Source organism: [Actinomadura] parvosata subsp. kistnae, assembly GCF_900323885.1.
Classification (GTDB): domain Bacteria; phylum Actinomycetota; class Actinomycetes; order Streptosporangiales; family Streptosporangiaceae; genus Nonomuraea; species Nonomuraea composti.
This window is the reverse complement of sequence record NZ_OOHJ01000005.1, coordinates 357,322-370,595: the sequence shown is the minus strand read 5'-3', so window position 1 is coordinate 370,595 and position 13,274 is coordinate 357,322. Positions and strand designations below refer to the sequence as shown.

11 protein-coding genes are annotated in these 13,274 nt (G+C 73.8%); 7 read left to right on the top strand and 4 right to left on the bottom strand.

Annotated features, from left to right (window positions below; all coding sequences use genetic code 11):
* Window positions 1-3: 3 nt before the first annotated feature.
* Complete coding sequence (locus tag KIS93_RS03060; protein WP_230466092.1) at window positions 4-1,260, bottom strand: glycoside hydrolase family 30 protein; 1,257 nt, start codon at window positions 1,258-1,260, stop codon at window positions 4-6.
* 101 nt (window positions 1,261-1,361) lie between these two features.
* Complete coding sequence (locus tag KIS93_RS03055) at window positions 1,362-2,369, bottom strand: LacI family DNA-binding transcriptional regulator (protein WP_080037969.1); 1,008 nt, start codon at window positions 2,367-2,369, stop codon at window positions 1,362-1,364.
* 175 nt (window positions 2,370-2,544) lie between these two features.
* On the opposite strand from KIS93_RS03055, the gene KIS93_RS03050 reads away from it, so the two are divergent.
* On the top strand, window positions 2,545-3,990 hold the full coding sequence (locus KIS93_RS03050; RefSeq protein WP_080037968.1) for a glycoside hydrolase family 30 protein: 1,446 nt from the start codon (window positions 2,545-2,547) through the stop codon (window positions 3,988-3,990).
* 30 nt (window positions 3,991-4,020) lie between these two features.
* Here the strand turns inward: KIS93_RS03050 and KIS93_RS03045 are convergent, their stop codons facing one another.
* Window positions 4,021-5,319: a cytochrome P450 gene (locus KIS93_RS03045; protein WP_080037967.1), complete on the bottom strand. Its 1,299-nt coding sequence runs from the start codon at window positions 5,317-5,319 to the stop codon at window positions 4,021-4,023.
* Window positions 5,320-5,402: 83 nt separating this feature from the next.
* Entirely contained in the window at window positions 5,403-5,711 is a 309-nt protein-coding gene (locus KIS93_RS03040) for a hypothetical protein (protein WP_080037966.1), read from the bottom strand.
* Window positions 5,712-5,923: 212 nt separating this feature from the next.
* Here KIS93_RS03040 and KIS93_RS03035 point away from each other — a divergent pair, with 212 nt between their 5' ends.
* The 6 genes from KIS93_RS03035 to KIS93_RS03010 all read left to right on the top strand — a co-directional run bounded on the left by KIS93_RS03035 (window position 5,924) and on the right by KIS93_RS03010 (window position 13,208).
* Entirely contained in the window at window positions 5,924-6,505 is a 582-nt protein-coding gene (locus KIS93_RS03035; RefSeq protein WP_230466091.1) for a hemerythrin domain-containing protein, read from the top strand.
* Between the two features lie 66 nt (window positions 6,506-6,571).
* Entirely contained in the window at window positions 6,572-7,195 is a 624-nt protein-coding gene (locus KIS93_RS03030) for a hemerythrin domain-containing protein (RefSeq protein ID WP_080037965.1), read from the top strand.
* Window positions 7,196-7,290: 95 nt separating this feature from the next.
* Window positions 7,291-8,436, top strand: a complete 1,146-nt coding sequence (locus tag KIS93_RS03025) for a carboxylate-amine ligase (protein WP_230466090.1) — start codon at window positions 7,291-7,293, stop codon at window positions 8,434-8,436.
* Between the two features lie 10 nt (window positions 8,437-8,446).
* Window positions 8,447-10,234 (top strand): N-acetylglutaminylglutamine amidotransferase, encoded by a 1,788-nt coding sequence (locus tag KIS93_RS03020; protein WP_080037963.1) that lies wholly within the window; start codon window positions 8,447-8,449, stop codon window positions 10,232-10,234.
* Between the two features lie 65 nt (window positions 10,235-10,299).
* A complete protein-coding gene (locus KIS93_RS03015) occupies window positions 10,300-12,111 on the top strand; it encodes an alpha/beta fold hydrolase (RefSeq protein ID WP_230466089.1) in 1,812 nt (603 codons plus the stop codon).
* Between the two features lie 128 nt (window positions 12,112-12,239).
* Window positions 12,240-13,208, top strand: coding sequence for an SDR family oxidoreductase (locus KIS93_RS03010; protein WP_080046631.1), 969 nt, complete (start codon window positions 12,240-12,242; stop codon window positions 13,206-13,208).
* Window positions 13,209-13,274: the final 66 nt, after the last annotated feature.

Here is a 13,274-nt window from a genome sequence, read left to right as displayed (position 1 = left end):
TGATCAGGGCAGGACGATCGTGGTCAGGCCGCGCGGCGGGAACGTCACCGCCCCGTCGAGGATCGGCACCCGGGCCAGCGAGGCGGTCGCGTCCGTCAGGTACACCTCGGCCGGCTCGTCCACGTCCTCCCAGGTGCGCGGCGCCACGCCGGTGTTGAGCACCTCGACCACGCGCGAGCCGTCGCGGTTGCGGAACGCGCACACCTTCAGCGACGGCACCGCGCCCGCCGCGCCGATCCTGACCGCCCCCGGCCGGATGAACCTGCTGTACGCGGCCAGCGCCCACATGCGCTTCGAGACCCGGTACGTCCCCGTCTCCTCGTCGACGCGCAGCAGCGCCCGGGTGTTGCCCTTGGAGGCGCCCAGCCAGTAGAGGTAGCCGGAGACGTTGGCGAAGGTGAGCGCGTCGTGCACGGCGGAGGCGATGGTGTAGCCGTCGGAGCCGGTGCCGTCGTACCAGCTCTCGTTCCACGTGCTGCCGTTCGGGTTCCACTCCGACATCCAGGTGGGCCGCCTGGTCGGCAGCGGCGCGTCGACGGGCGTGCCGTAGCCGTGGCCGGTGAAGACCTTCACCCAGCGGCGGGCCTCGGGGTCGGCGGCGATGGCCGCGATGTACGCCCTGGCCTCGTTCCAGCCCAGCGACTCGCAGCACACCAGCCGCACGCCCGAGGCGAGCGGCCCGAGGATCTTGACGAACTCGGCGGCCTCCTGCGGCGTGAAGCGCATGGAGGGGTGCGGGGCGGTCCAGTCGGGCTCGTTGGCGAAGGCGAGGTCGGTGATCCGGATGCCTTCCTGCCGGTAGAACCTCGTGTACTGCACCAGGTAGTCGGCGTAGGCGCGGCGCCATTCGGGCTTGAGCCGGCCGCCGTTCTTGTCGTCGCCGTTGTCCTTCATGTAGCCGGGCGCGCTCCAGGCGACGGCGAAGAACCGCTTCACGCCGTACTCCTGCGCGGCCTTGGCCACCCAGAGCTGGCTGTTGTCGTCGCCGTCCCAGACGTAGCGGGGCGGGGCGTCGGGGCCGCCCGGGTCCTCCGGCTGGATCGAGACCATGTCGTCGTACGGGCTGCCGGCCGGCGCCGAGCCGATGCCCAGGCGCAGGATGGTCAGCCCGGCCCCCTTGACGGGGTCGAACCACAGGTCGAGGATCTCGCGGCGCGTCTGCTCGGGGAGGGTCTTGAGCAGCTCGTTGCGCCGGAAGGCGGTGGAGATGCCGAACCCGTCGATCTCCTGATGCCGGACCTGGTCATCAAGGGTGATCATCCGCGGAGCGGCCGGCCGCGTTGCGCTCATCGCTGGAGCTCCGGGCGGGTAGGGTCCATGGCGCCATAGAGTTAGCACATCAGCGCCGTCGGGCTCAACGGTCATGCCCGGCGGGGCGGCGGGCCGGCCGACTCACGCACGATGACCCGGTTGATCGAGCGTTCGGGCGGCGGCGGGGCGGGCTCGCCGCGCACGGCCGCGATGAGCCTGGCCATCGCCTCCCGCCCCTGCACCTCGCGGTCGACGGCCACGGTCGACAGCGAGGGGGTGGCGAAGCGCCCCAGCTCCTCGTCGTCCCAGCCGAACACGCTGACGTCGCCGGGCACCCGCCAGCCGCGCGACAGCGCGCCCCGCACGGCGCCCATGGCCACGTGGTCGTTGCCGGCGACGATCGCGGTGACGCCGCACCCGTCGGGCAGGCCGCGCACGGCGTCGTAGCCGGACTGGGGGCTCCAGTCGCCGAGGGCGACCCCGTAGGAGGTGAGCCCGAGGCGCTCGACCGTCTCCTCGTAGACGAGCTTGCGGTTGCGGGCGGAGGCCCAGCTCTGCGCGCCCGCGATGTGGAAGAAGACGCGGTGGCCTAGCGAGGCGAGGTATTCGACGATCTCCTGGACGGGGGAGGCGTCGGCGAGCTCGTTGACGCCGCGCAGCTTGTCGTCGTAGTCGCCGGTGACGACGACGGGCACCGGCGAGGCGGCGGGGTCGATCTCCATCGGCGTCAGCGACAGGATGCCCTCGACCTGGCCCGACGCGGCCAGCTCCAGCACCCGCTCCGCCCTGGCGCGCGGGTCGCCCTCGACGCTGACGACCTCCAGCTGGAAGCCCTCCTCGTGGGCGGTGGCGGAGGCGGCCCGCAGCAGGCGCACGGGCCACTGGTAGCTGGAGACGGGCAGGGTGATCGCCAGCCGGTTGGTGCGGCGGGTGCGCATGGAGCGGGCGACGAGGTTGGGGCGGTAGTTGAACTGCTGGACGACCGAGTCGATCTTCGCGCGGGTGGCCGGTTTCAGGGTCTCGTTGTGCCGGAAGTATCGGGACACGGTCTGGTGGGAGACCCCCGCGAGCCGGGCCACCTCATGGATGGTGAGGCGCGGCGTCTCGACCTCGTCCACGTGACCCCTTCCCTCGCTCCGCGCGTCACAGCCTAGCCGCTCCCCCGCTCACCGGGGCATTGACGCAGATGTGATCGATCACTAGTCTGCCTCGGAAACGCAAAAGTGATCGATAACTTCGCGTCCGGCGGCCTCCGGCCGTCCCCACCCCCCGCACAGACCAGAGGAGCAGAGGGTGCTTCGATCCCTCACCGTCGCGGCGGCACTCGTGCCCGCCATCGCCCTGACCGGTCCCGCCGCCGGCGCCGCCCCCGAGCCGCGGCTCGACATCCAGCGGTCACAGACGCACCAGACCATCGACGGGTTCGGCTACTCCACCGCGTTCCAGCGCGCCACGCTCGTGCACAACCTCTCCCCCGCCAAGCAGGCGGAAGTGCTCGACCTCCTCCTCGACCGCCGCAAGGGCGCCGCGCCCAGCATCCTGCGCCTCGGCATCGGCTCCTCGGCCACGAACGTCTACGACTCCATGCTGTCCATCCAGCCGGCGGACCCGGGCGGCCCCGACGCCCCGCCGAAGTACACCTGGGACGGCTGGGACGGCGGCCAGGTCTGGTTCTCCAAGGAGGCCCGGCGGCGCGGCGTCGAGCGGTTCTACGCCGACGCCTGGAGCGCCCCCGGCTACATGAAGACCAACGGGACCGACATCAACGGCGGCTCCCTGTGCGGCCTGCAAGGCGCCACCTGCGCCAGTGGCGACTGGCGCGCGGCCTACGCCCGCTACCTGGTCCAGTACGCGAAGTTCTACGAGCGGGAGGGCATCCGGATCTCCGACCTCGCCTTCCTGAACGAGCCCGACTGGACCACCGGCTACGCCTCCATGCGCTTCACCCCGGCCCAGGCCGCCGAGTTCGTCAAGGTGCTCGGCCCCTACGCCGACCAGGCCGGCCTGAACGTGGTCTGCTGCGAGTCGATCGGCTGGAAGAACTCCGAGGCCTACGCCCAGGCCATCGAGAACGACCCCGAGGCCCGCGAGCACCTCGACATCATGTCCGGCCACGGCTACGCCAGCGGGGCCGACTTCCCGCTGCCCACCTCCAAGCGCACCTGGATGTCGGAATGGGCGCCGTCCAGCGTCGCCGACGGCTGGAACGAGGCGTGGGACAGCGGCACGGGCGGTGGCACGGGCGGTGGCACGGACAGCGGCAAGGTCACCGACGGCATCAACGTCGCCGAGCGCATCCACGACACCCTGGCCCTGTCCGGCAGCACCGCGTTCGTCTACTGGCTCGGCGGGTCCCGGGGGAAGACCGCCGCGCTGATCCAGATCGACGACGCCGCCGACGCCTACCGCGTCTCGTCGCGGCTCTACGCCTTCGCCGCCTACAGCCGCTTCATCCGGCCCGGCGCCGTCCGCCTCGGCGTCGACGGGGCCGCCGGCGGGCTCAAGGTCTCCGCGTACCGCAACACCGACGGCACCGAAGTGGTCGAGCTGCTCAACACCTCCACCGAGCCCGTGACCACCACCGTCGACCTGAAGCGGCCCGACGCCTACCTGACGGACTCCGGCCACAACCTGGAGCGGGACCAGTCGCTGGTCTCCCGGCGAGGCCCCCACACCTCCGTCACCCTCGCGCCGCGATCGCTCACCACGCTGGTCAGCGACCACCCGCAGCACGACTGACCCCCGGCGGCTCACGGGCCTCCCACGGGGTCACCGGTGCAGGGCGCGCTCCTGCGGGCGGGTGACCGCCGGGCGGGCGCCGGTCAGGAGGAAGCCGCTCGCCGGGCGCGTCGGAATGCGCCGCAGGGAGATGCTCAGGTCCTGGTCGGGGACGTCGTAGTCCAGCGCGGCGAGCCGGGCCGCCAGGGTGCGCAGCAGGGCGAGCGTGATGTCCTCGCCGGGGCAGCGGTGGCCGGTGCGCGCGTCGCCGCCGCCCTGCGGGATCAGCTCGTACGGGCCCGGCTCGCGGCCGACGAAGCGTCCCGGGTCGAAGGTGTACGGGTCGTCCCAGAGGCCGGGGTCGTGGTTCTGGCCGTAGATGTCGAGCAGCACCAGGCTGCCCTCGGGGACGCGCTCGCCCGCCCAGGACAGGTCGCGGACCGCCCGGCCGCCGACGAACGGGGCGAACGGGTAGAAGCGCCGCACCTCCTGCGCGAACGCCTCGGCGTAGGCGGCGTCGCCGTCACGGAGTGCCTGGCGGTGGCGGGGCCAGCGGTGCAACGCGTGGGCGGCGAAGGTCACGTACCAGGTGACCGCCACGGTCGGGCGGATGATGTTGAGCAGTTCCACGGCCGCCGTGTGCGCGTCCAGCGGCTCGCCGTCGGCGTCGCGGTGCGCGACGACGGCGGCGAACGCCGAGCCGTCCGGCGCGAGCGCCGTGCCGTCCGGCGTGCCGGCCTGGTGCGGCGCGCTGGCCGTGCCGTCGCGGAGCTGCTGCACCAAGGTGGTCAGCCACGCCTCGCGGCGCCTGCGGGCCAGGCGGCCCCGCACGTTCCTGGGACCGCCGCTGCCGAAGCCGTCGACCATGGCCGTCAGGTCGGCGGCCAGGGACGGGACGTCGGCCTCGTCGAGCGGGATGCCCGCCCACCGGCACACGCTCCTGGTCAGCACCCGGGCGGTCTCGTCGAACAGGACGACCGGCCGCCCGTCGCCCCACCGGGCCACCGCCTCGTCCCAGGCGGTGACGGTGTGCTCCACCAGAGTGCCGACGCCGTCGCCGGTCAGCAGGGGCATGAACATGGCCTTGCGGGCGCGGTGCGCGGCGCCGTCCAAGGTGTGCACCGCGCCGTGCCCCACCAGCGTGCTCTTGACCGGCTCGGGCAGCGCCGTGCGGCGGTGGACGTGGTCGTCGTCGTAGAAGAAGCGGGCGGCGTCCGGGCCGCGCAGGCCCACCGCGCGCCGGCCCATCAGCCGTGTGCGCACCACCTCGCCTCCGGCGCGCCGCCGCAGGCCGGGCAGCCAGGCGTAACCGTCGAGCAGCAGGGAGAGCGTGTCGTCCAGCATCAGCATGAGGTCCGTCCCTGCCCTTGAGCCCGCGGGGGAAACGGCGGGCCCCGCCGTCGCGGGCTGGGCGCACCGGCCGGTGTCCGTCGTCAGGGGCGTGGGGAGTGGCGGGTCCAGCGGGGGCTCCAGCCACGGTGGGAGCGGTGGCCGGAGGCGGCGACGCAGCGGCGGCACACCTCGCCGACGTGCTCGGCCGCCCCGCCCGACTCCGGGAACACCTCGGGCCAGGCCACGTGGTGGAAGCGGAGCAGCCCGGCGCGGCTGAGCGGCACCCCGCACAGTGTCTGGTTCGTCCCGGGGAGCCAGGCGTGCGCCTCGCCCGACGGGCGCCGTACGCCCTGCTCGTCGCGCCACTGCCCGGAGGCGGCGACCGACGGCTCGCCCCGCGTCCTGCCCATCTGCGTTCTCCTCCGTCGTGTTGAGCGGTCGTGCCTGCGTGGCTGCCCGCCCGCCCCGCAGGCAAACGGCGGGGACAGTGGGGATCGGGCCGGGGGCGGGCCGGGATCGGGGACGGATTCGGTAAGGAGCTCGACCGGCCTTCGCCCGTCCAGGCGTGGCCCGGGTCCTGCCGGGTAGGCCACGCGCGTACTCGGAGAAGGAGAGGAACGTCATGACCAGGACGGCCCCGGAGACGATGGGCGAGACGGACGTCATCGACCTGCTGCTGGCCCAGCACGGCATGATCAGGAACCTGTTCGACGAGGTCGAGCAGGCCCCGGCCGGCGAGGCGCGCGCGGAGGCGTTCACCCGGCTGGTGCGGCTGCTGGCCGTGCACGAGACGGCGGAGGAGGAGATCGTCCACCCGTACGCCCGGCACGCGATCGACGGCGGCGACGGGGTGGTGGACGACCGCCTGGCGGAGGAGCGGGAGGCCAAGGAGCTGCTGTCGCGGATGGACGAGGCCGGCCCCGACGCCCCCGACTTCATGCAGAACCTCCTGATGCTGCGCGCCGCCGTGGAGGCGCACGCCCGCAGCGAGGAGCGTTACGAGTTCACGAAGCTGCGCGGCCAGACCAGCGACGCCGAGCGCCGCACGATGGCCGCCGGCGTCAAGGCCGCCGAGGCGATGGCGCCCACGCACCCGCATCCCGGCACGGAGTCGGCCACCAAGAACGTGCTGATGGGCACCCCCATCGCGATGATGGACCGCGCCCGCGACGTCATCCGCCAGGCCATGGGCAAGAAGCCCTGACGTCGCGGCCCGGCGCGGGAAGCAGCGGCAGGGCTTGACGTCGAGGCGACAGGGTAGCGAGCCGCCATGGCAGACGACGTCATCACCCTCATCACCGCCGACCACCGCAAGGTCGAGGAGCTGTTCGCCCGGCTGACCTCCGGCAAGGGCGACCGGCGCGCCATCGTGGCCGCCCTGCACGCCCTGCTCACCGCCCATGCACGGGCGGAGGAGGACGTGGTCTATCCCTGCCTCGACGCCCACCACGGCCTGGAGGAGCACAAGGAGGCCGAGGTGCTGCTCGACAGCCTGAGGCGGGCCGAGCCGGGCAGCGCGGAGTTCGCCGGCGCGCACGCGCTGCTGGCCGTCTCGGTGAGCCATCACGTGCAGGAGGAGGAGAGCACCCTCCTGCCGCTGCTGGCCCGCACCGTGGACGGCCGGCGGCTGCGCGAGCTGGGCAAGGCGTTCCAGCAGCGGCGGCAGCAGGAGCTGCGCGCGCTGACCGTCCCGAAGAAGGACGGGGCCGCCTCGAAGAAGGGCCGGGCGGCCGCCTCCGGCGGCGGCCGTCGCACGAAGACGCGAGCCGGCGCGCCCGCCCAGACGCTCACCAAGACGGAGCTGTACGAGCGGGCGCGCAAGGCCGACATTCCCGGGCGTTCCCGCATGACCAAGCGGGAGCTGGAGAAAGCGCTGGCAAAGGCCCGTGGCTGAAGCGTTACCCGGCCCACAAAATCATGACGTGCATGAGGCCGATCTCGGGGGAGTAGACAACCCTGCATGAATCGTATGAGCCGGGGGTGATGGTCGTGGAGGGAGAAGAGAAATCGATCAGGGTGGGAGTGGAGGAGGAGTTCCACATCGTCGACGTCGGCACGCGCCGGCTGGCCGCGCGGGCCGATCTCCTGCTGGAGGCGCTGCCCGAGGCCAGCTTCGCGCAGGAGCTGCAGCGCTCGACGGTGGAGTCCAACAGCAGGCCGTGGAGCCGCCTGGAGGAGCTGGCGCGTGACCTGTGCGAGCTGCGCGGGCGGCTGATCCGCCAGGCCGACGAGGTGGGGCTGGGGATCAGCGCGGCGGGCAGCTCGCCGCTGGTGGAGATGGCCGAGGTGAAGGTCTCGCCGGAGCCGCGCTACGAGCAGATGCTGAACGACTACCAGCAGCTCACGCGCGAGCAGCTGATCTGCGGCACGCACGTGCACGCGGAGGTGCCCGATCGGGATCTGGCCGTGGCGGTGGCGCACCGGCTGACGCCGTGGCTGCCGCCGCTGCTGGCGCTGTCGGCGAGCTCGCCGTACTGGGACGGCGAGGACACGGGTTACGCCAGCTTCCGCAGCCTGGTGTGGCAGCGCTGGCCCACGGCGGGCCCGATCGCCAAGTACGAGTCCGCCGCCGAGTACGAGGAAATGATCAAGGAGCTGATCCGGTCGGGCGTGATCACCGACCCGGGGATGCTCTACTTCGACATCCGGCCGTCGCAGCACGTGCCCACGGTGGAGCTGCGCATCTGCGACTCCTGCCCGCGCGTCCAGGAGATCGTGCTGATCGCCGGGGTGTTCCGCGCGCTGGTCGCCAGGGAGCTGGAGGCGGTGCGGCAGGGCGTGGAGCGGGACGTGCATCTTGAGGCGGTACGCGCGGCCACCTGGCAGGCGGCGCGCTCGGGGCTGGAAGGGGAGCTGATCGACCCGGTGGGCGGCCTGCCACGCCCGGCGCCCGTGGTGGTCCGGCGCATGCTGGAGGGCCTGCGCCCGCAGCTGGAGGAGGCGGGCGACTGGGAGCTCGTCTCGGAGCTGGCCGAGGAGGTGCTGGCCACGGGCAGCTCCGCGCAGCGGCAGCGGCGCGCGTTCGCCCGGCGGGGCCGGCTGGCGGACGTGGTGGACCTGCTCCTGAGCGAGACCAGGGCCTGCGAGTGGGACCGGCCGGCGGGCGACCCCCCGGCGTACCGGTCGGCGTCCTGAGGAGGCCGGGATGTGCGGACTGAGCGGAGAGGTACGTTTCGACGGCACCGCGGCCGACATCGGGGCGGTCGGCCGGATGACGGAGGCCATGCACGAGCGCGGCCCGGACGGCTGCGGCCTGTGGTCGCAGGGTCCGGTCGCGCTGGGACACCGCCGGTTGAAGATCATCGACCTGTCGGAGAAGGCGGCCCAGCCGATGGTGGACGGCGAGCTGGGGCTGGCGGTGGTGTTCAACGGCTGCCTCTACAACTACGGCGAGCTGCGGGAGGAGCTGCGCAGCGCGGGCTACCGGTTCTTCTCCACCTCCGACACGGAGGTGCTGGTGAAGGCGTTCCACCGGTGGGGGCCCGCCTGCGTGGAGCGGTTCAAGGGCATGTTCGCCTTCGCCGTCCACGAGCGGGACACCGGGCGGCTCATCCTGGGCCGCGACCGGCTCGGCATCAAGCCGATGTACCTGGCCGGCGACGGCCGCCGGCTGCGCTTCGCCTCCACGCTGCCCGCCCTGCTGGCGGCCGGCGACGTCGACACCGGCATCGACCCGGTGGCGCTGCACCACTACATGACCTTCCACTCGCTGGTGCCCGGCGAGCGCACGATTCTCAACGGGGTGCGCAAGCTGCCGCCCGCCACCGTACGGGTCATCGAGGCCGACGGCACCGCCACCGAGCACCGCTACTGGGAGCCCTCCCACACGCGCGGCGCCCTGCCCGAGCACGCCGGTCTCAGCGCCGAGGAGTGGCGTCAGGCCGTGCTCGAAGCGCTGCGCGTCGCGGTGCGCCGCCGGATGGTCGCCGACGTGCCGGTCGGCGTCCTGCTGTCCGGCGGCCTCGACTCCAGCCTCATCGTGGCGTTGCTGGCCGAGCAGGGGCAGGAGGACCTGGCCACGTTCAGCATCGGCTTCGAGGCGGCCGGCGGCGAGCAGGGCGACGAGTTCGCCTACTCCGACCTGGTCGCCCGGGAGTTCGGCACCGACCACCACCGCATCCGCATCCCCGACGCCCGCCTGCTGGACGGGCTGCAGGACGCGGTGCGGGCGATGAGCGAGCCGATGGTCAGCCACGACTGCGTCGCGTTCTACCTGCTGTCGCAGGAGGTCGCCCGGCACGTCAAGGTCGTGCAGTCGGGGCAGGGGGCCGACGAGGTGTTCGCCGGGTACAGCTGGTTCCCGCCGCTGGCGGGCGCGCCGCGCGAGCAGGCGGCCGGCATCTACGCGCGCGCGTTCTTCGACCGCCCCCACGACGGGCTGGCCGCGATCGTGTCACCCGGGCTCCTGCCGGAGCACGACGCCAGCGGCGACTTCGTCCGCGCCCACCTGGCCAGGCCGGGCGCCGACACCGCGCTGGACGCCGTGCTGCGCCTGGAGACCACCGCCATGCTCGTGGACGATCCGGTCAAGCGGGTCGACAACATGACGATGGCCCACGGGCTGGAGGCGCGCACCCCGTTCCTCGACCACGACCTGGTCGAGCTGGCCGCCGCCTGCCCCGCCGAGCTCAAGCTGGCCCACGGCGGAAAGGGCGTGCTCAAGGACGCCGTGCGGCGGCTGCTGCCCGCCCAGGTCATCGACCGGCCCAAGGGCTACTTCCCCGTCCCCGCCGTCCGGCACGTGGACGGGGCCCTGCTCGAGCTCGTCCGGGACGCGCTCACCAGCCGGGCCGCCCGCGACCGTGGCCTGTTCCGCCAGGACTACGTGGACCGGCTGCTCGCCGACCCCGAGCGGGACCGGGCGACGACCGGCGTGAACACGCTGTGGCAGCTCGGGCTGCTCGAGCTGTGGCTGCAGACCCACGGCGTGTGATGCGACCTGCGACGGAAAGCGTGACACCGGGCCTCACCGGTGGCCCGCCGCACCCTGATGGGAGGGTGCACCTGCTCGGCGGGCTGCCGCACCTGCCCGCCGCCGAGAGCCTGACCGCGTGGAGCTGCCTGGCGCCCGCGCTGGCCCCCGACAACAGCGCGGTGGCGTTCGTCAGCGACCACGGCGGCTCTCCCCGGGTGTGGATCCAGCCGCTCCGGGGCGCCGACGAGGCGTGGGTCGTGGACACCGGCCCGCAGCCGGCGGTGGACGTGAGCTGGGCGCCGACCGGGACGCACCTGGCGGTGCTCGTGGCGCCGGGCGGCGGCGAGCACACGCAGGTGTGGACGGTCCAGCCGCACGGCGGCGACCTGCGGCTGCTGTCGGCCCCGGAGGGCGGCTCGGCCGCGCTGATCCGCTGGACGGGACGGGGCGAGACGCTGCTGGTCGCCGAGACGTCGTCCACCGGCCTGACCCAGGCCGCGCTCATCGACGCCGTCACGGGCGGCCGGCAGGTCATCGCGTCCGGCAGGCTGCTGCGCCCGGTGGCCATCAGCCGGGACCACGCGACGATGCTGCTGCGGCGGGGCGCGCGCGGCCGGCGGCGCATGTTCGTGGCCGACCTGCGCGCCGAGGCGCTGGGCGCGCACCTGCCGAGCGGCGAACGCCCGTTGCTGCCCGGCCTGCCCGGCACCACCGACGCGGGAGCGCTCTCCCCCGGCGGTGACATCGCCTACCTCGTCTCGGACGCGGGCCGCGACCGGGCCGCGCTGCTGGCCGTGCGGAACGGCGCCGAGGCCGTCGTCCTGGCGGAACGGCCGGACGCGGAGCTGGACCGGCTCGCGCTCAGCGCCGACGGCCGCCGCGCGCTGCTGCTGTGGAACGTGCACGGCCGCTCCGAACTGGACGTCATGGAGCTGGAACGCGGCGAGCTGCGGCACCTCCCGCCGCCGCCCGCCGACCTGGTCACCTCGGCCAGGATCGGCTGGGACGGCACCCTGGCCGCGCTGGCCGCGCAGAGCCCGCGGGAGCCGTCCCACGTGCTGCTGTGCGACCTGGACCGGGGCGGCTACCGGCACGCCGCCGGCGCCGGCCCGCTGCCCACGGCGGCCGGCGCCGAGCTGGTGCACCTGCACGCCCGCGACGGCCTCGACCTGGCCGCCTGGCTCTACAGGCCGCCGCACGTGCGCGGGCCGGCGCCGTTCGTGGTGTTCCTGCACGGCGGCCCCGAGGACCAGGAGCGGCCCGCCTTCAACCCCCTGTACCAGAACCTGCTGGCCGCCGGGATCGGCGTGCTCGCGCCGAACGTGCGCGGCTCCGGCGGGTACGGCCGCGCCTTCCGCCAGGCCGACGACCGCGAGCTGCGCTTCCACGCCGTCGACGACGTGGCGGACTGCGCCGCCGAGCTGGTCCGCCTCGGCGCCGCCGACCCGTCCCGGCTGGCCTGCATGGGCTGGTCGTACGGCGGCTACCTCACCCTCGCCACGCTCGTCACCCACCCGCGCCTGTTCCGCGCCGGCGTGAGCGTCAGCGGCATCGCCGACTTCGAGACCTTCTACGCCCGCTCGGAGCCGTGGATCGCGGCGGCCGCGGTCGGCGAGTACGGCCACCCGGAGACCGACCGGGACCTGCTGCGCGCCCTGTCCCCGCTGCGCGCCCTCGACCGGCTGGCCGTGCCCCTTCTGGTCGTCCACGGCGCCCAGGACACCAACGTGCCTCTGTACGAGGCCGAGCAGGTGATCGAGGCGGCCACCGCCCTCGGCGTCCCCTGTGACCACCTCATCTTCCACGACGAGGGCCACGAGATCCGGCAGGTCGCCAACCGGATCAGCTTCGTGACCAAGGTGGTGGGCTGGTTGTCCGGCCACCTCCGCCCCTGAGACACCCGCCACCCACGACGGATCGTACTCGCACCGCTCGGCCTCCAGGTCGGTCCCGCTCGCCCCGCACAGCGCCCTCCTGAGGGGCGGTCGTTTAGGCGGGGGGCGGTGGGTAGGTGTCGCTGCCCATGAGAGTCAACGACAAGGTCGTGGTGATCACGGGGGCGTCCAGCGGGATCGGAAGGGCCACGGCCCTGGCGTTCGCCGCCAAGGGGGCCGCGGTCGTGCTGGCGGCGCGGCGGCGGGAGGCGCTGGAGGAGGCGGCGCTGGAGTGCGAGCGCCGGGGCGGGCGGGCGCTCGCCGTCCCCACCGACGTCACGGACGCGGACGCCGTCCAGGAGCTCGCCCGGCAGGCGGTGGCCCGGTTCGGGCGCGTCGACGTGTGGGTCAACTGCGCGGCCGTCACGCTGTTCGGGCCGTTCGGGGAGGTGCCGCTCGACGAGTTCCGCCGGGTGCTGGACGTCAACGTCATGGGGTACGTGCACGGGGCCCGCGCCGCCCTGCCCCACCTGCGGCAGCGGGGCGAGGGCGTGCTGGTGAACGTGGCGTCGATCGTGGGCGTGGTGGCGCAGCCGTACGCGCACGCGTACGGGATGTCGAAGCACGCGGTCCGGGCGCTCGGCGCCAGCCTGCGGCAGGAGCTGCGGCTGGACGGGGTGCGCGGGGTGAAGGTGTGCACGGTGATGCCGGCCACGATCGACACGCCGCTGTTCCAGCACGCGGCCAACCACACCGGGCGGAGGGCCGTGGCGATGCCGCCGGTGTATCCGGCCGAGCGGGTCGCCCGCGCCGTCGTCGGCCTCGTGCGCCGGCCGCGCCGCGAGGTGGTGGTGGGCCCCATGGGGCGTAACCTGGTCGTGCAGTCGAGGCTCGCTCCCGGGCTGACGGAGCGGATGATGGCGGTGCAGGTGGACCGTACGCACCTGTCGCGCAAGGAGCCGGCGCCGGACACTCCGGGGAACCTGTTCCGGCCGGACGAGGGGCCGGGCACGGTGGCGGGAGGCTGGCACGGCAGGCGGAAGACCGCCGTCCGCCGCGTCCTGACCGCCGCGGCCGTCGTCGGCACGATCGCGGCCGCGCGGCGGGTGCTGCGTTGATCGCGGACCGCCTGGCGGGTTGCCGGTGATGGAGGGGACGATGGCGAGGGCGTACCCGGGCGGGTC

What these genes read in the sequence shown, in the direction of transcription:
- KIS93_RS03060 (WP_230466092.1), bottom strand. Translation starts at nt 1,260, where the DNA reads ATGATCACCCTTGATGACCAGGTCCGGCATCAGGAGATCGACGGGTTC.
- KIS93_RS03045 (WP_080037967.1), bottom strand. Translation starts at nt 5,319, where the DNA reads ATGCTGATGCTGGACGACACGCTCTCCCTGCTGCTCGACGGTTACGCC.
- KIS93_RS03040 (WP_080037966.1), bottom strand. Translation starts at nt 5,711, where the DNA reads ATGGGCAGGACGCGGGGCGAGCCGTCGGTCGCCGCCTCCGGGCAGTGG.
- KIS93_RS03020 (WP_080037963.1), top strand. Translation starts at nt 8,447, where the DNA reads ATGTGCGGACTGAGCGGAGAGGTACGTTTCGACGGCACCGCGGCCGAC.
- KIS93_RS03030 (WP_080037965.1), top strand. Translation starts at nt 6,572, where the DNA reads ATGGCAGACGACGTCATCACCCTCATCACCGCCGACCACCGCAAGGTC.
- KIS93_RS03035 (WP_230466091.1), top strand. Translation starts at nt 5,924, where the DNA reads ATGACCAGGACGGCCCCGGAGACGATGGGCGAGACGGACGTCATCGAC.
- KIS93_RS03010 (WP_080046631.1), top strand. Translation starts at nt 12,240, where the DNA reads ATGAGAGTCAACGACAAGGTCGTGGTGATCACGGGGGCGTCCAGCGGG.